The sequence below is a fragment of the Glutamicibacter sp. BW80 genome, assembly GCF_002332385.1.
GTDB lineage: Bacteria > Actinomycetota > Actinomycetes > Actinomycetales > Micrococcaceae > Glutamicibacter.
This window is the reverse complement of sequence record NZ_NRGV01000017.1, coordinates 55,896-75,670: the sequence shown is the minus strand read 5'-3', so window position 1 is coordinate 75,670 and position 19,775 is coordinate 55,896. Positions and strand designations below refer to the sequence as shown.

Genomic DNA, 19,775 nt, shown 5'->3' with positions numbered 1-19,775 from the left:
ATGACCGCTTCACCACTGGCTCCGGCCTGGCTCAGTTTCCCGGCCGACCCCAACGCGCTGCGCGAAGTGCAGTGGGCCTCCGGAGTTTCCCGCGATGCCCACGGCGAAGTGGCCGTGCAGGGCGTGCCGGTCTCGGAGCTCGCCAGGGAATTCGGCACCCCGCTGTTCGTGCTGGACGAAAACGATTTCCGCGCCCGCGCCCGCGGCTTCAAGACCGCCTTCGACGCCGCCTTCGCGCAGCTGTGCGGCGAGGTGGACGTGTACTACGCCGGCAAGGCGTTCTTGTGCACCGAGGTGGCCCGCTGGGTCACCGCCGAGGGTTTGCGCCTGGACACCTGCTCCGGCGGCGAGCTCGCGGTGGCCCAGGCCGCCGGCGTGCCCGGGGCGAATCTGTCGCTGCACGGGAACAACAAGTCCGTGCCGGAGATCTCCCGCGCCCTGCGCATGGGCGTGGGACGCATCGTCATCGACTCGCTGGACGAGCTGGAACGCGTGATCTTGGTCGCAGCCGCGGAGGGGATCGCGGCGCAGGTGATGCTGCGCCTGACCCCCGGGGTGCACGCCTCCACCCACGAGGCCATCGCCACCGCGCACGAGGACCAGAAGTTCGGGCTGTCCATCCAGCCCGGGCCCACCGGCACCTCCCCGGCGCTGGCGGCCATCGCCCGCGCCCTGGAAGCCCCGGGCATCAACCTGCTCGGCCTGCACGCGCATATCGGCTCGCAGATCTTCGACGCGGAGGGCTTCGCCATCGTCGCGCGCACGATGCTCGGCATCCTCGCCGAGGTGCGCGAACGCCACGGGGTCACGCTGCCCGAACTGGACCTGGGCGGCGGCTACGGCATCGCCTACACCGAGGCCGACCACCCCTCCACCCCGGCGAAGCTCGCCGGGCAGATGGCCGAGGTGGTCGCCGCGACCTGCGCGCAGCTGGGCATCGACTGCCCGCGGCTTTCCATTGAACCGGGCCGCGCCATCGCCGGGCCTTCGACCTTCACCCTCTACGAGGTGGGCGTGCGCAAGGACGTGTTCGTCGAAGACGGGGCCGGGGGCACCGCGCCGCGGCGCTACGTGTCGGTGGACGGCGGGATGAGCGACAACGCCCGTCCGGTGCTCTACGACGCGGACTACAGCGCCGTGCTGGCCAACCGTGTGACGCAAAGCGACGCGATTATTTCTCGCGTAGTTGGGAAACACTGCGAGTCGGGTGACATAGTCGTGAATGACGTTTACCTGCCCGAGGACGTAGCCGCCGCCGATTTGCTGGCGGTTCCGGGCACCGGCGCCTATTGCTGGGCGCTGTCGAGCAACTACAACTACCTGACCCGTCCGGCGGTGGTTGCGGTGCGCGACGGCCAAGCCCGTCTGATCGTGCGCAGGGAAACCGAATCCGATTTGTTGGCCCGTGACATGGGAGTTTAAGTGAGCGGTGAAAAAAGCCTGAAGGTCGCCCTGCTGGGTTGCGGCACGGTAGGTGCCCAGGTGGCACGAATCCTGATCGAAGACAGCGGCGCCCTGGCGGCCCGCTCCGGCGCGAGTCTGGAACTGACCGGGATTGCCGTGCGCAACCTGGAAGCCAAGCGCGATGTGCAGCTCGACCAGCAATTGTTCACCACCGATGCCAACGCGCTGATCGATGGCGCCGACGTGGTGATCGAGCTGCTCGGCGGCATGGAGCCGGCCGGGGAGTACATCTCCCGGGCCTTGGCCCGCGGGGCCAGCGTGATCACCGGGAACAAGGCGCTGATCGCCGCCCGGGGCGCCGAACTGAACGCGCTGGCCGCCGCCTCCGGCGCCCAGCTGCGCTACGAGGCCGCGGTGGCCGGGGCGATTCCGATCCTGCGCCCGATCGCCGATTCGCTGGCCGGGGACCACATCACCAAGGTGATGGGCATCGTCAACGGCACCACCAACTTCATCCTCGACGCGATGGACACCACCGGCGCCGCCTTCGACGATGTGCTCGCCGAAGCCCAGGCGCTCGGCTATGCCGAGGCGGATCCAACCGCCGACGTGGGCGGGCACGATGCCGCCGCGAAGGCCGCGATCCTCGCCTCGCTGGCCTTCCACACCACAGTCTCCTCGGACCAGGTGCACACCGAGGGCATCACCGAGGTGTCCGCCGCCGATGTATCCGCCGCCGCCGCGGCCGGCTACGTGATCAAGCTGCTGGCCATCGCCGAGAAATCCAAGCAGGGCATTTCGGTGCGCGTCTACCCCGCGCTGGTCAACCGCAGCCACCCGCTGGCCACCGTGCACGGTGCGTTCAACGCGGTGTTCGTCCAGGCGCAGAACGCCGGGGACCTGATGTTCTACGGCGCCGGGGCCGGCGGCAACGCGACCGCATCGGCGGTGATGGGCGACGTTATCGCCGTCACCCGCCAGCTGGCCGCCGGGGCCCCGCTGCCCAATGGCTCCGCGGATGCCGCCGCGAACCTGATGGACTTCTCCGCGATCACCACCCGCTACTGGATCGGGTTGACCGTCTCCGACGAGCCCGGAGTGCTCGCGCGCATCGCCGCGATCTTCGGCGAGCATGGGGTCTCCATCGAATCCATGAACCAGCAGGCGGCGCAGCCGGATGCGGCGGCCCAGCTGCGCATCCTCACCCACCAGGGCACCGAGGCCGCGCTCAGCTCCACCGTGGCGGCGCTCACCGCGCTGGACGCGGTGGATTCAGTCCTATCCGTAATGCGAGTTGAAGGAAACTAAGTGGCGCATCAGTGGCGTGGAGTCATCCGCGAATATGCCGACCGACTGCCGGTCGATGAGAACACCCAGGTCATCACGCTCGGCGAAGGCGGGACCCCGCTGGTCTTCGCTCCGGCGCTGAGCGAATTGACCGGATCGAGCGTCTACCTCAAGGTCGAGGGAATGAACCCGACCGGATCCTTCAAGGACCGCGGCATGACCATGGCGATGACCGCCGCGGTGGCCGCCGGCGCCAAGGCCGTGGTCTGCGCCTCCACCGGCAACACCTCCGCCTCCGCCGCGGCCTACGCCACGCAGGCCGGGCTGAAGTGCGCGGTGCTCGTCCCGGAGGGCAAGATCTCCATGGGCAAGATGTCCCAGGCGATTGCGCACGGGGCCGACATCATCCAGATCGACGGCAACTTCGACAACTGCCTGGACGTGGCGCGCAAGCTGAGCGAGAACTACCCGGTGTTCCTGGTGAACTCGGTGAATCCGGCGCGCATCGAAGGCCAGAAGACCGGCGCGTTCGAGGTCGTCGACTTCCTCGGCGACGCCCCGGACTACCATGTGCTTCCCGTCGGGAACGCGGGCAATATCACCGCCTACTGGAAGGGCTACAAGGAGTACGCATCCGAGTACACCACCCAGGCCGGCGGCAAGCTCGCGGCGGTCTCCACGAAGACCCCGATCATGTGGGGCTTCCAGGCTGCCGGCGCCGCGCCGATCGTGCTGGGCCACCCGGTGACCGAACCGGACACCATCGCCACCGCGATCCGCATCGGCAACCCGGCCAGCTGGGAGCAGGCCGAGGCCGCGCGCGATGAATCCGGCGGACAGATCGATTCGGTGACCGACGAGGAAATCCTCGCCGCGCACCGCTGGCTCTCCTCCCGCGAGGGCGTGTTCGTGGAACCTGGTTCCGCCGCCGGGGTTGCCGGGCTGCTCAAGCACCACGGCGCCGGAAACGTGCCGAAGGGCAAGAAGATCGTCATCACCGTCACCGGCCACGGCCTGAAGGACCCGAACTGGGCCCTGCAGAACCCGGACGGCACACAGGTGGAACCGACCAAGGTCGGCTTCGACGTGGTCGAAGTCGCCACCGCCCTGGGCCTGGCCTAAAAAATGCAGCATCGGCCCGCCGCATCATCTTTCGATGCGGCGGGCCGAGCACTATCCGAGCCAAGATTGATACGCCGATGAACCCCGAACTTCTCGAAGGAACCATGACGCAGCAGATCGCCCTGGGCCAGCACCTCATCGTGGCCCCGCCGGCCACCAGTGCAAACCTCGGCCCGGGCTTCGACTCGCTGGGCCTGGCGCTGGAATACCGTGACCGCCTCGAAATCCGCACGGCCGAGCAGAGCTCCGTGACGCTCACCGGGCAGGGCGCCGACACGCTGCCCACGGACGAGTCGCACCTGATCATCGCGCAGATGCACGGCTACTGGAAGGCGCGCGGTTTCGCTCCGGTGGGCATCGAGCTGAACGCGGAGAACAATATCGAGCATGCCCGCGGCATGGGCTCCTCCGCCGCGGCCATCGTTGCCGCCTTCGCCGCCGCCGACGCCTTGCTCCCGGAAGAAGCGCGCGGCGGGATCGACGCCATTTTCCAGGCCGCCGCCGCCTGGGAGGGGCACCCGGATAACGTGGCCCCGGCCGTGTACGGGGGGTTGAGCATTTCCACCACCGATGCGGCAGGTAGCTTCAGCACCGTGGCCGTGCCGCTGCATCCGGCGGTGCGCGCGGTGCTCGCCGTGCCCTCGAATGGGCTTTCCACCGAGGCCGCCCGCGGAGTGCTGCCCGCGCAGATCGACCACGCGCAGGCCTCGGCGAATTCCGCCAGCGCCGCGCTGCTCATCCACGCGCTGAGCAATGACCCAAGCCAGCTGCTCGGCGGCACCCGGGACTACCTGCACCAGGACTACCGGGCGGTGGCCATGCCCGAAAGCGCCGCGCTGCTGCGCGCCTTGCGCGGGAATTCTCTGGCCGCGGTGGTCTCCGGGGCCGGTCCCACGATCTTGACCTTGGTCTCCGATGAGGCCCAGCTGCAGGCCGCCCGCGCGGTAATCGAGTCATTCGCCACAGGATCTTCGGTGTCGTGGAGCATTAAAGTGCCCGAACTGGCCAAGAACGGTGTTACAGTAGAAGTGCTGTAACACTCACGGCAGACCGGATTGCTGAGCGCATTGCGCAGTAGTGAATCCACTTGGCCAGTGTTGATCGGGCGAAATCGGTTTACCGTACTTTCGTTCGTCCAGCCGTTCCGGATCTTTTCTGCAGTTCGCAGCACCTCTGATATCCCACGTTTGTGCACTCCTCGTGCCGTCGAGATATCAACCTTTTAAGTCCAGCGTTTGCCTTACACAATCTTTTAGCGTGAGCGGCCTGGATGGCGTGATGACCATCGAATCTCGGTCGTGACGCCTATACATACGGCACAGTGGGTTGCTTGAACCAGCCCATCCTACGAGTCAGAAGGAACTTTCGTGACCGAAACCACAAGCCTCAACGAAGGCGTGGACACCAAGACTTCCGAAACCAAGAGCGCCGGCCTGGCCTCTTTGAAGATGACCCAGCTCCAGCAGCTGGCCTCCCAGCTAGGTATTACCGGCGGATCGCGCATGCGCAAGGCCGATCTGGTGAAATCCATTGGCGATCATCAGCGCGGTGGCTCTGTAGCTTCCAAGGAAACCGGCAAGGAATCCGCCAAGGCAGCTAAGGCTCCGGCCAAGGAGCAGAGCGAAACCGCGGAAAAGGCTCCTGCGAAGAAGGCAGCGGCCAAGGCCCCGCGCGGTCGTCGCGCACCTAAGGCCGAGGCCGAGGCGCCAGCTCAGGGCGAGGCTTCGACCCAGGCGGCAGCTCCGGCTGCTGCAGAGCCGAAGACCGAGCAGACAGAAAAGCCTGTGCGGGCACGTCGCACCTCGCGTCGCGTCACCGATTCGGGCAAGGTCACCGCTCCGGCAGCCGAAGGCGGCGAAACTCCTCAGCCAGCGGCCGAGCAGGCTCCGGCCGCGAAGGCCGAGCAGACGCAGGCTCCGCGCCAGCGACGCAACTCGCGTGCCAAGGCCGAACCGGTCGCCGCGGAGAACACCGAAACCGCTGCGGAAGCCAAAGCAGATGCTGGCGCATCGGCCCCGGCCGCCGAGGGCGAAAACCAGCCAGAGGCCCGCGAAGAGCGGCGCGAACGCGGCAACCGCCGCGAACGCAATTCCAATCGTCGCGAGCGCAACGCCGATCGTGGCGAGCGCGCTGAGCGCAGCGAGGCCGACACCGATCGTGAAGAGCGCGGCAACAACCGCAACGATCGTGAAGAGCGCGGCAACAACCGCAACGATCGCGAAGAGCGCGGCAACGACCGCAATGACCGGCGTGAGCGCAACAACGACCGCAATAGCGACCGCAACAACGAGCGCAACGACGAGCAGGGCGCAAACGACTCCGAGGACCGCAATGAGCGTTCCAACGATCGCAACGACCGCAATGCCGAGCGCAGCGAACGCAACCGCAACCGCCGCGAACGTAACCGCGGGGATCGCAACGATCGCAACGACCGCAGCGATCGTAACGACCGCAATGATCGTAGCGACCGCAATGATCGCAACGACCGGAACAACCGCAACCGCCGCAACCGCCGTGATGACCTGGACGAGCCACAGCTGAGCGAAGACGATGTCTTGCTGCCGGTGGCTGGCATCCTGGACGTGCTGGAGAACTACGCGTTCGTCCGCACCTCCGGTTACCTGCCGGGCCAGAACGACATCTACGTCACGCTGGGCCAGGTCAAGAAGTACAACCTGCGCAAGGGTGACGCGATCGTCGGTGCGGTCCGCGCTCCACGCGATGGCGAAACCCCGAACCCGCGCCAGAAGTTCAACGCCCTGGTGCAGCTGACTTCGGTGAACGGCAAGAAGCCCGAAGACAACAAGGAGCGCGTCGAGTTCAACAAGCTCGTTCCGCTGTACCCGACCGAGCGCCTGCGCCTGGAAACCGATCCGAAGCTGGTCGGCCCACGTGTGATCGATCTGGTCGCCCCGATCGGCAAGGGCCAGCGTGGCCTGATCGTCTCGCCTCCAAAGGCCGGCAAGACGCTGATCCTGCAGGCCATCGCGAACGCGATCACCATCAACAACCCAGAAGTGCACCTGATGATGGTGCTCGTTGATGAGCGTCCCGAAGAAGTCACCGACATGCAGCGCACCGTGAAGGGTGAGGTCATCGCCTCCACCTTCGACCGCCCGGCAGATGACCACACCACCGTCGCAGAGCTCGCCATCGAGCGCGCCAAGCGCCTGGTGGAAATGGGCATGGACGTCGTGGTCTTGCTTGACTCGATGACCCGTCTGGGCCGTGCGTACAACCTGGCTGCTCCGGCCTCCGGACGTATCCTGTCCGGCGGTGTGGATTCGGCCGCGCTGTACCCGCCGAAGCGCTTCTTCGGTGCCGCCCGCAATATCGAGAACGGCGGCTCGCTGACCATTCTGGCTACCGCGCTGGTGGAGACCGGGTCCAAGATGGACGAGGTCATCTTCGAGGAGTTCAAGGGCACCGGCAACATGGAGCTGCGCCTTTCGCGCAAGCTCGCCGACAAGCGCATCTTCCCGGCGGTCGACGTCAACGAGTCCTCCACTCGCCGCGAAGAGCAGCTGATGAGCGCCGAAGAGGTGCGCATCATGTGGCGTCTGCGCCGGATGCTCTCGGGCATCGATCCGCAGCAGGCCCTCGAGGTGCTCACCGGCAAGATTCGCGAAACCGAATCGAACGCCGAATTCTTGATGCTGGTCAATAAGACCACTCCCAACAAGGATTAGCACCCCTGACCGCCATGGCGTCCAGGCAGTTGGCATTTCACGCCGACCGCCTGGACGCCATCGGCGCGTCACACGACATAGACTTTGACTACAGCGCGCGACGCACGATCCGTGAGCCGGGCAACGCATAACAGGAAGAACAGCCAACATGTTTGAATCCGTCAAGACGCTACTTGAGGAGCACGCCGCGATTCAGGCGGAGCTTTCAGACCCAGCGGTCTACGCCGACCAGGCCAAGGCCCGCAAGCTCGGACGACGTTCGGCTCAGCTCAAGGGCATCGTCGACGCGTACAACAAGTGGAAGCAGGCCACCGAGGATCTGGAAGCCGCGCAGGAAATGGCCGATGAGGATCCGGAGTTCGCCGAAGAGGTCGAAACCCTCAAGGCGGACCTGCCCGAGCTGGAGGAGAAGCTGCGCCGCCTGCTGATCCCGCGCGACCCGAACGACGCGCGCGACGTGATCCTGGAGGTCAAGGGGGGCGAAGGCGGCGACGAGGCGGCCCTGTTCGCCGCGGACCTGCTGCGCATGTACACCCGCTTCGCCGAGCACAAGGGCTGGAAGGTGGAGATGATCTCCTTCAACGAGTCCGATCTGGGCGGCTACAAGGATGCCCAGGTGGCGATCAAGGGCAAGTCGAACGACCCGGCCGAAGGCGTTTACGCGCAGCTGAAGTTCGAGGGCGGGGTGCACCGTGTGCAGCGCGTCCCGCAGACCGAATCCCAGGGCCGCATCCACACCTCGGCCGCCGGCGTGCTGGTGCTGCCCGAGGTGGACGAGCCCGAAGAGGTGGACATCCACGCGAACGATCTGAAGGTCGACGTGTACCGTTCTTCCGGCCCCGGCGGGCAGTCCGTGAACACCACCGACTCCGCGGTGCGCCTGACCCACATCCCCACCGGAATCGTGGTTGCCATGCAGAACGAGAAGTCGCAGATCCAGAACCGTGAAGCCGCGATGCGCGTGCTGCGCTCGCGCCTGCTGGCCCACCAGCAGGCCATCATCGACGAGGAGAACTCGGCGGTGCGCGCCAGCCAGATCCGCACCATGGACCGTTCCGAGCGCATCCGCACCTACAACTACCCGGAAAACCGCGTCGCGGACCACCGCACCGGCTACAAGGCGTACAACCTGGACGCGGTGATGGACGGCGAGTTGGCTCCGGTGATCGAATCCTGCATCCAGCTCGATGAAGAAGAGCGCCTGGCGGCGCTGGGCGAACGCTAAGCGGCAAAGAGCCATAGCGTGGAGCAGCTCAATACCGTGCGGCGGGACGCCGCCGCGGTTCTCTCCGGCGCCGGGGTGCCAAGCCCCGGCGTCGATGCCGACCTCTTGCTGTGCTTCGTCACCGGGGACAGCCGTGCCGAGCTCAAATTGCGTGAGCTGCGCGGGGAGAACCTCGACGAGGCACAGTACGCACAATATCTGGACCTTGTAGCCCGACGGGCGCGGCGCATCCCGCTGCAGCACCTGACCGGCGAAGGCCATTTCCGCTACCTGACCCTAAAGGTCGGGCCCGGGGTGTTCTCCCCGCGTCCGGAAACCGAGTCGGTGGTGCAGGTGGGCCTGGATTTCCTCGGTTCGCTACAAGGTTCACGTTGTGTAGACCTGTGCTCCGGGTCCGGGGCGATCGCCGCCGCGCTGGCCACCGAACTGCCCGCATCCACCGTATGGGCGGTGGAACTCTCCGCCGAGGCGATCGGCTATACCCGGGCGAACTGCGAACCGCTGGGCGTGCACGTCCTGCACCAGGACGCGGCACGGCTGCCCGCAGCTCTGCACGGAACCATCGACCTGGTGATTTCGAACCCGCCGTACATCCCGCCGAACGCCATCCCGCGCGAGGCCGAGGTGCGTGAGCACGACCCGCAGATGGCGCTGTACGGGCTGGGCAGCGACGGGCTGCAGATCCCGCGGGCGGTTTCCGCCGAAGCCCTGCGCCTGCTGCGCCCGGGTGGCATGTACGTGATGGAACACGCGGAGGTGCAAGCCGAAAGCGCCGCCGCGATGCTCGCCGCACTGGGTTTCGAGGCGGTCACCGGGCACCAGGATCTCACCGGACGGGCACGAGCCACCAGCGGCCTTGCCCCGTTATCCACCGACCGCATGAAAGAATAAACCCGTGAGCACAACATTTGATGTCAGCAACGCAGAGCAGCGCGCCGCAGCGATCAGCGCAGCCAAGGAAACCCTCGGCGAGAAGCGCTGCATCGTGCTACCCACCGACACCGTCTACGGGATCGGAGCCGACGCCTTCAGCCCGCAGGGCGTCGCCATGCTGATGGCCTCCAAGGGCCGCTCGCGCAATATGCCGCCTCCGGTGCTGATCGCCCAGGTCGCCACCATGGACGGGCTCGCCCGGGATATCCCCGATGAAGCCCGCAAGCTCGCCGAGGCCTTCTGGCCCGGCGCACTGACCCTCATCCTGCAGGCACAGCCGTCGCTGACCTGGGATCTGGGGGAGACCCGCGGCACCGTCGCGCTGCGCGTGCCCAACGACGACACCGCGCTGGAACTGCTCGGCGCCACCGGACCGCTGGCCGTCTCCTCGGCCAACCGCACCGGCCAGCCGGCGGCCACCACCGTGGAAGAAGCGATCGCGCAGCTCGGCGAGAGCGTGGACGTGTACCTCGACGGCGGCGCGCGTGGCAGCTCAGATGGCGGCGCCACCCTGCCTTCGACCATCGTCGACGCCACCGGTGAGACCCTCCGCGTGGTCCGCGCCGGCGCCATCGACATCGGCGAACTGCGCGTCGTGGTCCCGAACATCATGGATGTGGAGGAGCCCCAAGCTCCGAGCCAGGACGCATGAGAAGCTACGTTCTGCTGATCGCGTTCAGCTTCGCCACCTCCTTTTTGCTGACCCCGATCATCCGTTCGATCGGCCACCGCTTCACCCGCAGCCAAATGGTGCGCGAACGCGACCAGCACCACGCGCCGATCGTGAAATTCGGCGGGCTGGCCATCATGATCGCCTTCGGCGCCGGGCTCTGGCTGGCCAGCCACTTCAGCTTCTTCGCCGGGGTCTTCGAAAACGGCCTGACCATCCGCGGCATCGCCATCGCCCTGGTGATGATCGCGCTGCTCGGGCTGTGGGATGACGTGGGCGACCTGCGCTGGTACTACAAGGCGGCAGGCCAGGTGGCCATCGGCGCGGTGATCGCCGGACACGGCATCCTCATCCGCTCGCTGCCGGTTGGCACCTGGCGGATCGAGGAGCCCTGGGCGCAGGGCGCCCTGACGGTGTTCCTGGTCGTGCTGACCATGAACGCCATCAACTTCTCCGACGGGCTCGACGGGCTCGCCGCGGGTCTGGCCGCTATTGGTGCGGCCACCTTCTTCCTCTACTCCTACATCCTGGCCACGCATGTGAGCGCCGATGACTACGCGAATGTCGGCGCGCTGCTTTGCGCTCTGTTACTCGGTGCATGTGTGGGATTCCTGCCACATAATTTCAACCCGGCGAACATCTTCATGGGGGAGACCGGGGTGCTGACCATCGGGCTGATCCTGTCGGTTTCGGCCATCGCGGTCACCGGCGACGTGCAGGGGCTAGATGCGCATCGTTTCCGCAATGTGCCTGCCTACATGCCGATGGTGCTGCCGATGGTGATCGTCTTCCTGCCGGTGCTCGATCTGAGCCTTTCGGTGGTGCGCCGCCTGCTCAACAAGCGCTCGCCCTTCTCCCCGGACTCCAAGCACATCCACCACCGCATGCTCTCCCAGGGCCATTCGGTGCGCAAAAGTGTGGTGTTGCTCTACATCTGGGCGGCGCTGGTGGCCGCTACGGTCGTATCGATCGCCTTCATACCCCTGGTCATCCTGATTCCGGTCATCGTGATTCTGGTTATCGGAGCCGCCTTGCTCACCTGGTGGCCGCTGGTCTCGGTACGTTTCGCCAACCTTCGAGCCAAGCTTGGGAAGTAACCAGAACCCAAGCAGTTTCTATCTCGTGTAGAATTCATGATGGATCATCTCCCACGCGGGCAATAACCGCGCGGGGGAAATGAGTATCATCAGCATCATCCGGTGCCCGATGGATCGTCGAAAGTGAACAGAGGAGGATGCGGAGATGAATTCACGTTCTGACCGCATAACCGCCTCTGCCGCTCCGAAGTCCATCTGGCTGCCAATTCTTGGTATCTCCTTGCTGTACTCGTTGATCGCAACGGCCGCATTTTTCCTGATTTCGTGGCTGCTTGCTGATTTGCGATATGCACTTTCCGGGGCGTTTGCCGCCGGCTTAGTGATCGGCTTCTTCGCCGTCAGCATCTTGATTGCTGAGGCTGCCGGACGAATCCGCAGCACGTGGGCGATGCCCGCGTTTCTGGGAACATTCGTCATCAAGGTATTTGGCATTGCCTTCGTGCTGTTGAACCTGGGGTTGCCCGAATGGGTCAACCGTCAGGGATTCGTGCTCGCAGCTGCGGTCTCACTCGTTGCCTGGCAGGTCGGCGAGGTTCGCGCCTTCATGAAGACGCGCCTTGCCATCTACAACGAGTCATAGACATTTAGCCCGCGACGTTTATGTCATGGGTGAGCTGTGAGTTTGATAGGCTTACTACGGGTCATTTTCGGCAATTCGTTTAAATGCGAGGGGCCGTCTCCGAAAGACATCTTCAGGGGATCCTGAGGGTGGCACTTCATCAACGTCGATGTGCTATGCAGAAGCGCTGATGGAACCCGTTTGATTTTTTCTTCACAAGGTGAGAGGCAGTTACCGCCAGTCACCGCCTTTTGCCCGTGACCGTTACTGCAGAGAGGACAGCGCGTTGTTCGCGTTTGCGCTCCCAATGGCCTCAGAAGAAGGCGGATTCATTCCGCCATCCGTATCCGATACCCACCTCCCAGATATTTTCCCTTGGATGGTTGAGTACGGCACCGGTTTCGGCAAGCAGATGCTCATGATCGTACTTTCGATCGTGCTCATTACTTGGTTCTTCACCGCGGCCATCAAGAACCCGAAGCTGGTTCCAAGCAAGACGCAGTACCTCGCCGAGTCCGGCTACGCCTTCGTGCGTAACGGAATTGGCCGCGACATCATTGGTGAGAAGAACTTCCGTCCTTGGATTCCTCTGCTGTTCGCGACCTTCTTCTTCGTCCTGCTGAACAACCTCTTCGGAGCAATTCCGTTCCTGCAGATTCCATCGTTCTCACACGCTGGTTCTGCATACGCGATGGCCATCATCATCTACGGCACCTGGATTGCCGTGGGTTTGAAGAATCATGGTATTCGCTACTTCAAGTTGGCCGTCGTTCCATCCGGTGTTCCGGGCTGGATCATGCCACTGATGATTCCACTGGAAATCATCTCTAACTTCATCGTTCGCCCACTGACGCACTCGCTGCGTTTGATGGCAACGATGCTGGCTGGTCACATGATCGTGATGCTGGCAGCTGTCGGCGCACGTCACCTGATCGTTGTTCAGGATTCCTTGGCTATGAATGGTCTTGGCATCTTGGTCATCCTCGGATCGGTCGCAATGTACTTCCTGGAACTGCTGATCATGGTGCTGCAGGCGTTCGTTTTCGCCTTGCTCACCGCGATCTACCTCCAGGGTGCAATTGAAGCCGACGCCCACTAAGGCCAACACTTCTTCTAACCACTAAAGATCTTCCTTGAGTCGCTCAAGGAATACCTCACAACCTACCGGCAAAAGTCCGGTATCTTGAAAGGAACATAATCACATGTTGCATGGCTCCCTGAATATGATCGGCTACGGCCTGGCTGCAATCGGTTCGGCAATTGGCGTGGGCTTGATCTTCGCTGCTTACATCAATGGTGTTGCACGCCAGCCAGAAGCTCAGCGCATCCTGCAGCCAATCGCAATGCTTGGCTTCGCACTTGCCGAAGCACTTGCAATTTTGGGCCTGGTTTTCGCTTTCGTTATCGGCGCCTAGTCTTTTCGCGACTGTAGTAGTGGCCTCGCCACTGTTGCGAGGCGTACACACATGCGGAAACTAGTAGATAGGAATAGTGAGAATGAACAGCACTGAATTCATCCTCGCTGCGGGCGAATCGGTTAACCCGCTGTTGCCGAACCCGTGGGAGATTCTCGTCACGGGCGTTGGCTTCGCGGTATTGCTCTTCATCGTCATCAAGGTGATTGCTCCGAAGTTCGAGCAGTCCTATGAAGATCGCGTCACCGCGATCGAAGGTGGACTTGAGAAGGCTGAGGCCGCTCAGAAAGAAGCAGAGGAGACCTTGGCTCAGTACAAGGCCCAGCTTCTGGAAGCGCGCACCGAAGCTAACCGCATCCGTGAGGAAGCACGTAGTGAAGGTGCACAGATCCTTGCCGATCTGAAGACCAAAGCAACCGATGAGGCTACTCGTATCACCGAGCAGGCTCAGCGTCAGATCGAAGCAGAGCGCACCAGCGCCCTTGCTTCGCTTCGCAGCGATGTTGGCTCTTTGGCCACCGAGCTTGCAAGCAAGATTGTTGACGAAGCTCTGCAGGACGATACCCGTGCACAGCGCGTGGTTAATTCGTTCCTGACCGATTTGGAAGCTCAGCAGAATGCAGGTGCATCGAACTAATGGCAAGTGTATCGAGCGAGTCATTGGCAAAGGCCTTGGAGTTCTTGGAACCAAAGCTGGCGCAGGCATCTGTTGATCTGCCGAAGGATCTGTTCGCGGTCCTGGAAGTACTGGATGCAAATGCCGGTCTTCGCCGCGCATTGACTGATCCAGCACGTGAAGCTGCCGCTAAGGCAGGCCTTCTGGCCCAGCTGCTGCACGGAAAGGTTTCGGCTGACGCCGAAGCAATCGTCGCAGAGCTGGCTTCGTACCGCTGGAGCTCGGAACGCGACATTAGCGATGCGCTCGAAACGCTGGCCGTCACCGCGGTAACCGCGGTGGCAGAGCAGCAGGACGGCGCTTCGGGGCTGGCCAAGCTGGAGCAGGATCTGTTCTCCTTCATCGAGGTAGTTCGTTCTAACCATGAACTACAGCGTGCGTTGGATGAGGCGCAGGCCCCAGCCGAAGCAAAGAGCGCCCTGGCGCTCAAGCTCGTGCCTAACGCGTCGCGAACCTCGAAGGTATTGATCCAGCAAGCGGTGGCAGCTCCTCGTGGGCTTAAGCCAATGGCCTTGGTGGAACGTTTCGTTGAGTTGGTGGCCAAGCGCCAGCAGCGCTGGATCGCTACGGTGACCAGCTCTGTCCAGCTTTCCGAGACTCAGCTTCAGCGACTTCAGCAGGGCTTGAACAAGTTCTACGCTCGCGAGCTGAACCTCAACACCTCCATCGACCCAAAGTTGGTCGGCGGTTTGGTGGTCAAGGTTGGCGACGAAGTTGTCGACGCTTCCGTGGCATCACGCGTGGCCGATTTGCGCCGCGCACTGGCTAGCTAGGAATTTTCGGTGGGGGAGCGATCCCCGCACCGAAGTCCTAGCTAACCAGGACCACAACAGACTTCATTCATATTCGATTCGTAATCTTTTTCTACGGATCACAATTTAGGAGAGCAGGGACTGCAGATGGCCGATTTGACCATCAATGCCGACGACGTCCGTAATGCCCTAAACGAGTTCGCTACTTCCTACGAACCGGGTAAGGCAGAGCGTACCGAGGTGGGACGCGTCGTCAGCGCGAGCGACGGCATCGCCAAGGTGGAGGGTCTTCCTTCCGTCATGGCCAACGAGTTGCTCAAGTTCGAAGACGGAACTCTGGGCCTGGCCCAGAACCTAGACACCCGCGAAATCGGTGTTGTCGTGCTTGGTGACTTCACCGGCATCGAAGAGGGCCAGAAGGTTGAGCGCACCGGCGAGATCCTTTCGGTTCCAGTAGGCGACGCCTTCCTGGGCCGCGTGGTTGACCCATTGGGTGAGCCAATGGATAACCTGGGCCCAATCGAGGCCGAGAGCCGCCGTGCACTGGAACTCCAGGCACCAGGCGTCACCGAGCGCAAGAGCGTGCACGAGCCAATGCAGACCGGTCTGAAGGCTATCGACGCCATGATCCCGATCGGCCGTGGCCAGCGTCAGCTGATCATTGGTGACCGCCAGACCGGTAAGACCGCTATCGCGGTTGACACCATCTTGAACCAGCGCGCCAACTGGGCCACCGGGGATGAGACCAAGCAGGTTCGCTGCATCTACGTAGCGGTTGGACAGAAGGCATCGACCATCGCTGCCGTACGTCAGACCCTCGAAGAGGCGGGCGCTTTGGAGTACACCACCATCGTGGCCTCCCCGGCATCCGACCCAGCTGGCTTCAAGTACCTCGCCCCATACGCAGGCTCGGCCATCGGCCAGCACTGGATGTACGGTGGCAAGCACGTGCTGGTCGTCTTTGACGATCTGTCCAAGCAGGCCGAAGCATACCGCGCCGTGTCGCTGTTGCTGCGCCGTCCACCAGGACGCGAAGCCTACCCGGGCGACGTGTTCTACCTACACTCCCGCCTGCTTGAGCGTTGTGCCAAGCTCTCCGACGAACTCGGTGCAGGTTCGATGACCGGTCTGCCGATCATCGAGACCAAGGCAAACGACGTGGGCGCGTTCATCCCGACCAACGTGATCTCGATCACCGATGGTCAGATCTTCTTGCAGTCGGACCTGTTCAACGCCAACCAGCGTCCGGCCGTCGACGTGGGTATCTCCGTATCCCGCGTGGGTGGTTCGGCACAGGTCAAGGCCATGAAGAAGGTCTCCGGTACGCTGAAGCTCGAATTGGCCCAGTACCGCGACATGGCGGCCTTCGCCATGTTCGCTTCGGACCTGGATGCCGCTTCCAAGCAGCAGCTCACCCGTGGTGCACGTCTGATGGAACTGCTCAAGCAGGGCCAGTACCAGCCGTACCCCGTGGAAGATCAGGTTGTATCGGTTTGGGCCGGCACCAACGGCTACCTGGACGATGTTCCAGTGGAAGACGTTCGCCGCTTCGAGACCGAGTTCATCGATTACCTGCGTCACCGCACTCAGGTGCTGACCGTTATCGGCCAGACTGGCAAGCTGGAGAACGAGACCGTGGAAGCCATGAAGGCTGCCGTAGTCGACTTCAAGGCTGGCTTCTTCGGTGAAGGCGATGACCAGCTGGTTGCAGCCGGCCACGAAGAGCATGACGCTCTGAACGCCGAGTCCGTCGACCAGGAAAAGATCGTCAAGCAGAAGCGCTGACATTTTCTTTACGCAGGGGTGGGGCGCTGCTAGCGGCGCCACGCCCCGATCGTAAGGAATAAGGAAAGGACACACATGGGAGCCCAGATTCGGGTCTACCGCCAGAAGATCGGTTCGACTTCGTCGATGCGCAAGATCTTCAAGGCGATGGAACTGATCGCTGCATCCCGCATCGGCAAGGCACGTGCGCGTGTTTCGGCTTCACTGCCGTATGCCAATGCGATTACCCGTGCAGTAACCGCCGTCGCGTCCCAGGCCGATGTCGATCACCCATTGACCACCGAGCCGGCGCAAGTTCGCCGCGCCGCGGTCTTGGTTATGACGTCGGACCGAGGCCTCGCCGGGTCCTACTCCGCCAGCGTTCTGAAGCAGGCAGAGCATCTCGTGGAACTCCTGCGTGAGGAAGGCAAGGAAGTCAAGACCTATTTGGTCGGCCGCAAGGCTCAGGCTTACTTCGATTTCCGTTCGCGCGAGTACGCCCGAGTGTGGACCGGGGACACCGATTCCCCGCGTTTCGAAACCGCACGCGAGCTGCGCGAAATCCTCCTAGAGGACTTCGCTACCGATTACGAGCAGGGCGGTGTGGAGGAGATCCACGTCGTATACACCCAGTTCAAGTCGATGGTCACGCAGGAACCGACGGTCATCCGTCTGTTGCCGTTGGAGGTAGTCGAGGATGAGACCGAGACGCCAACCGACGAGTTGTTGCCACTGTACGAATTTGAGCCATCGCCGGAGGAAGTGCTTGACGCGCTGCTTCCGCGGTACATCGATTCGCGATTGTTCAACGCCCAGCTGCAGTCCGCAGCCTCGGAGCTCGCTGCTCGTCAGCGTGCGATGAAGGCTGCTGGCGACAATGCTGGCGAACTAATCAAGAAGTACAAGCGATTGCTCAACAATGCCCGTCAGGCTGAAATCACCCAGGAGCTTTCGGAAATTATTGCCGGCGCTGACGCGCTGAACAGCTAGTTTCCGAATTACTCCGACCAGACAAGAAGTGAGAAAGATGACTGCCCAACTCAACGAGCAGGTTACCGCAGGGGCCACCGGTCGTATTGCCCGCGTGATTGGCCCGGTCGTGGACGTCGAGTTCCCTGCCGATGCACTGCCTTCAATCTACAACGCCCTCACCGCCGAGCTAACCCTCGCCGGTGTAACCAAGACCATTACCTTCGAGACCAGCCAGCACCTCGGTGACAACATGGTCCGCGCGGTATCCCTCCAGGCCACTGACGGCCTGGTACGCGGTACCCAGGTAATCGACACCGGCGCTTCGATTTCCGTCCCTGTTGGCGACGGCGTCAAGGGCCACATCTTCAACGTTTTGGGCGAAGCCCTGGACGTTGACAACTCGGAGATCCAGGTCACCGAGCGCTGGCCAATCCACCGCCAGCCACCTAAGTTCGCAGACCTTGAGGGCTCGACCGAGATGCTGGAAACCGGCATCAAGTCGATCGACCTTCTCACCCCTTACATCAAGGGTGGCAAGATTGGTCTGTTCGGTGGTGCAGGTGTGGGTAAGACCGTGCTGATCCAGGAAATGATCACCCGTGTGGCACGTAACTTCGGCGGTACCTCGGTATTCGCCGGTGTGGGCGAGCGCACCCGTGAAGGCAACGACCTCTGGGTCGAAATGGAAGAAGCCAACGTTCTGAAGGACACCGCCCTGGTGTTCGGCCAGATGGATGAGCCACCTGGAACTCGTTTGCGCGTGGCGCTGTCGGCACTGACCATGGCGGAGTACTTCCGCGATGTGCAGAACCAGGACGTGCTGCTGTTCATCGACAACATCTTCCGCTTTACCCAGGCCGGTTCCGAGGTGTCGACCCTGTTGGGCCGCATGCCTTCGGCCGTGGGTTACCAGCCGAACTTGGCCGATGAGATGGGCCTGCTGCAGGAACGCATCACCTCGACGAAGGGTCGCTCGATCACCTCGATGCAGGCTGTTTACGTCCCGGCCGATGACTACACCGACCCGGCTCCAGCTGCAACCTTCGCTCACTTGGATGCAACCACCGAACTGTCGCGTGAAATCGCGTCGCGTGGCCTGTACCCGGCGATCGATCCGTTGACCTCGACCTCGCGAATCCTGGATCCGCAGTACATTGGTCAGGCTCACTACGACACTGCCATCCGCGTGAAGGCTATTTTGCAGAAGAACAAGGAACTGCAGGACATCATCGCGATCCTCGGCATTGACGAACTGGGCGAAGAGGACAAGATCGTCGTGTCGCGTGCACGCCGTATCCAGCAGTTCCTCTCGCAGAACACCTACACCGCAAAGCAGTTCACCGGTGTTGAGGGTTCGACCGTTGAAATCAAGGACACCATCGAAGGCTTCACGGCCATTTGCGATGGCGACCTGGACCACATCGCAGAGCAGGCGTTCTTCAACATCGGCGGTCTTGATGACGTCGAGCGCCAGTGGGCCGAAATCCAGAAGGCCAGCTAATTATGGCCGAGCTTCAGGTCGAAATCGTCGCGGCGGACCACTTCGTGTGGTCCGGCGCAGCGAAGCTGGTCAAAGCACGTTCGGTTGACGGCGAGATCGGCGTTCTGCCCGGTCACGTCCCGATGCTGTCGGTGCTTGCCGCTGGGGATTTGGAAATCGATCCAGTTTCCGAAGCGCGCTTCTCGGTGCAGATCGACGGTGGCTTCTGCTCCGTCGATTCGGATCGCGTAGTGATCGTCGCCGATAACGCTGTGATTGGTACCGCAGCGTAGGCATTGAATTGATCGAGATAACCGCACCAGTTCTGATAGCGCTGCTGGTACTAACCTGCATCGTGTTGTTCTTTGGTGCCATGGGGGTGCGCCGCATTCAATTGCGGCGCACCCTGGGCACCTTCGACGCCTCCATCCGCACGCCCAAGGGCCGCTGGATGATGGCGATCGGCCGCTACGGCGGGGGACATCTGGACCTGTTGCGGTTTTTCTCTGTCTCCCCGGTGCCCAGCTACGTGCTGCAGCGCCGCGGACTGGAGATGAACGGGTGGCGTCGGCCCAGCGAGGATGAAGCGATGCAGATTCCTCCGGGGTTCGTCATCGTGCAGCTCACCCAATCGGGCGACGAGCAGCTGCTGGCGATGGACTACCGCGACTACACGGGCTTCTCCGCCTGGCTTGAAGCCGGGCCGATCGCCGGTAGTTGGCAAATCTGA

19 protein-coding genes are annotated in these 19,775 nt (G+C 62.9%); all 19 read left to right on the top strand.

Translation table 11 applies throughout. The features are described from left to right. The 19 genes from lysA (at position 1) to CIK76_RS04505 (ending at position 19,775) form a co-directional block, all read left to right on the top strand. Complete coding sequence (lysA, locus tag CIK76_RS04595) at positions 1 to 1,422, top strand: diaminopimelate decarboxylase (protein WP_096283917.1); 1,422 nt, start codon at positions 1 to 3, stop codon at positions 1,420 to 1,422. After that, positions 1,423 to 2,712, top strand: a complete 1,290-nt coding sequence (locus CIK76_RS04590) for a homoserine dehydrogenase (RefSeq protein WP_096283915.1) — start codon at positions 1,423 to 1,425, stop codon at positions 2,710 to 2,712. Next, positions 2,713 to 3,813: a threonine synthase gene (gene thrC, locus CIK76_RS04585; protein ID WP_096283913.1), complete on the top strand. Its 1,101-nt coding sequence runs from the start codon at positions 2,713 to 2,715 to the stop codon at positions 3,811 to 3,813. 77 nt (positions 3,814 to 3,890) lie between these two features. After that, positions 3,891 to 4,850 carry a homoserine kinase gene (thrB, locus tag CIK76_RS04580; protein WP_255248348.1) on the top strand — a complete coding sequence of 320 codons (960 nt, stop codon included), beginning with the start codon at positions 3,891 to 3,893 and terminating at the stop codon, positions 4,848 to 4,850. 330 nt (positions 4,851 to 5,180) lie between these two features. Further along, positions 5,181 to 7,502 carry a transcription termination factor Rho gene (gene rho, locus CIK76_RS04575; RefSeq protein WP_096283909.1) on the top strand — a complete coding sequence of 774 codons (2,322 nt, stop codon included), beginning with the start codon at positions 5,181 to 5,183 and terminating at the stop codon, positions 7,500 to 7,502. Between the two features lie 148 nt (positions 7,503 to 7,650). Beyond that, a complete protein-coding gene (prfA, locus tag CIK76_RS04570; protein ID WP_096283907.1) occupies positions 7,651 to 8,727 on the top strand; it encodes a peptide chain release factor 1 in 1,077 nt (358 codons plus the stop codon). Between the two features lie 18 nt (positions 8,728 to 8,745). Further along, positions 8,746 to 9,618: a peptide chain release factor N(5)-glutamine methyltransferase gene (gene prmC / locus CIK76_RS04565; RefSeq protein ID WP_096283905.1), complete on the top strand. Its 873-nt coding sequence runs from the start codon at positions 8,746 to 8,748 to the stop codon at positions 9,616 to 9,618. A gap of 4 nt (positions 9,619 to 9,622) precedes the next feature. Continuing rightward, positions 9,623 to 10,312, top strand: a complete 690-nt coding sequence (locus CIK76_RS04560; RefSeq protein WP_096283902.1) for an L-threonylcarbamoyladenylate synthase — start codon at positions 9,623 to 9,625, stop codon at positions 10,310 to 10,312. After that, positions 10,309 to 11,427, top strand: a complete 1,119-nt coding sequence (locus CIK76_RS04555; RefSeq protein WP_096283900.1) for an MraY family glycosyltransferase — start codon at positions 10,309 to 10,311, stop codon at positions 11,425 to 11,427. Before CIK76_RS04560 ends, CIK76_RS04555 begins: the two co-directional genes overlap by 4 nt. A gap of 145 nt (positions 11,428 to 11,572) precedes the next feature. Then, complete coding sequence (locus CIK76_RS04550) at positions 11,573 to 12,007, top strand: hypothetical protein (protein WP_096283898.1); 435 nt, start codon at positions 11,573 to 11,575, stop codon at positions 12,005 to 12,007. Between the two features lie 286 nt (positions 12,008 to 12,293). Next, positions 12,294 to 13,085, top strand: a complete 792-nt coding sequence (gene atpB, locus CIK76_RS04545; protein WP_096283896.1) for a F0F1 ATP synthase subunit A — start codon at positions 12,294 to 12,296, stop codon at positions 13,083 to 13,085. A 103-nt stretch (positions 13,086 to 13,188) separates the two neighbouring features. Beyond that, positions 13,189 to 13,401 (top strand): ATP synthase subunit C, encoded by a 213-nt coding sequence (locus CIK76_RS04540; RefSeq protein ID WP_013348621.1) that lies wholly within the window; start codon positions 13,189 to 13,191, stop codon positions 13,399 to 13,401. 82 nt (positions 13,402 to 13,483) lie between these two features. Further along, a complete protein-coding gene (locus tag CIK76_RS04535) occupies positions 13,484 to 14,038 on the top strand; it encodes a F0F1 ATP synthase subunit B (protein ID WP_096283894.1) in 555 nt (184 codons plus the stop codon). Next, the gene (locus tag CIK76_RS04530; RefSeq protein ID WP_096283892.1) at positions 14,038 to 14,850 is read left to right on the top strand and encodes a F0F1 ATP synthase subunit delta; all 813 of its coding nucleotides are present in this window, start codon (positions 14,038 to 14,040) and stop codon (positions 14,848 to 14,850) included. The genes CIK76_RS04535 and CIK76_RS04530 overlap by 1 nt, the downstream gene beginning before the upstream one ends. Positions 14,851 to 14,976: 126 nt before the next feature. After that, a complete protein-coding gene (gene atpA, locus CIK76_RS04525) occupies positions 14,977 to 16,614 on the top strand; it encodes a F0F1 ATP synthase subunit alpha (protein ID WP_096283890.1) in 1,638 nt (545 codons plus the stop codon). Positions 16,615 to 16,689: 75 nt separating this feature from the next. Beyond that, a complete protein-coding gene (locus CIK76_RS04520) occupies positions 16,690 to 17,583 on the top strand; it encodes a F0F1 ATP synthase subunit gamma (RefSeq protein WP_096283888.1) in 894 nt (297 codons plus the stop codon). A 37-nt stretch (positions 17,584 to 17,620) separates the two neighbouring features. Then, a complete protein-coding gene (gene atpD, locus CIK76_RS04515) occupies positions 17,621 to 19,066 on the top strand; it encodes a F0F1 ATP synthase subunit beta (RefSeq protein WP_096283886.1) in 1,446 nt (481 codons plus the stop codon). A 2-nt stretch (positions 19,067 to 19,068) separates the two neighbouring features. Next, entirely contained in the window at positions 19,069 to 19,338 is a 270-nt protein-coding gene (locus tag CIK76_RS04510; protein ID WP_096283884.1) for a F0F1 ATP synthase subunit epsilon, read from the top strand. Positions 19,339 to 19,346: 8 nt separating this feature from the next. After that, the gene (locus CIK76_RS04505; protein ID WP_096283882.1) at positions 19,347 to 19,775 is read left to right on the top strand and encodes a DUF2550 domain-containing protein; all 429 of its coding nucleotides are present in this window, start codon (positions 19,347 to 19,349) and stop codon (positions 19,773 to 19,775) included.

Coding starts and splice junctions, on each gene's coding strand:
- atpD (WP_096283886.1), top strand. CDS start 17,621: ATGACTGCCCAACTCAACGAGCAGGTTACCGCAGGGGCCACCGGTCGT.
- CIK76_RS04550 (WP_096283898.1), top strand. CDS start 11,573: ATGAATTCACGTTCTGACCGCATAACCGCCTCTGCCGCTCCGAAGTCC.
- CIK76_RS04520 (WP_096283888.1), top strand. CDS start 16,690: ATGGGAGCCCAGATTCGGGTCTACCGCCAGAAGATCGGTTCGACTTCG.
- CIK76_RS04555 (WP_096283900.1), top strand. CDS start 10,309: ATGAGAAGCTACGTTCTGCTGATCGCGTTCAGCTTCGCCACCTCCTTT.
- prfA (WP_096283907.1), top strand. CDS start 7,651: ATGTTTGAATCCGTCAAGACGCTACTTGAGGAGCACGCCGCGATTCAG.
- thrB (WP_255248348.1), top strand. CDS start 3,891: ATGAACCCCGAACTTCTCGAAGGAACCATGACGCAGCAGATCGCCCTG.
- atpA (WP_096283890.1), top strand. CDS start 14,977: ATGGCCGATTTGACCATCAATGCCGACGACGTCCGTAATGCCCTAAAC.
- lysA (WP_096283917.1), top strand. CDS start 1: ATGACCGCTTCACCACTGGCTCCGGCCTGGCTCAGTTTCCCGGCCGAC.
- CIK76_RS04535 (WP_096283894.1), top strand. CDS start 13,484: ATGAACAGCACTGAATTCATCCTCGCTGCGGGCGAATCGGTTAACCCG.
- CIK76_RS04530 (WP_096283892.1), top strand. CDS start 14,038: ATGGCAAGTGTATCGAGCGAGTCATTGGCAAAGGCCTTGGAGTTCTTG.
- atpB (WP_096283896.1), top strand. CDS start 12,294: ATGGCCTCAGAAGAAGGCGGATTCATTCCGCCATCCGTATCCGATACC.
- CIK76_RS04510 (WP_096283884.1), top strand. CDS start 19,069: ATGGCCGAGCTTCAGGTCGAAATCGTCGCGGCGGACCACTTCGTGTGG.
- CIK76_RS04540 (WP_013348621.1), top strand. CDS start 13,189: ATGTTGCATGGCTCCCTGAATATGATCGGCTACGGCCTGGCTGCAATC.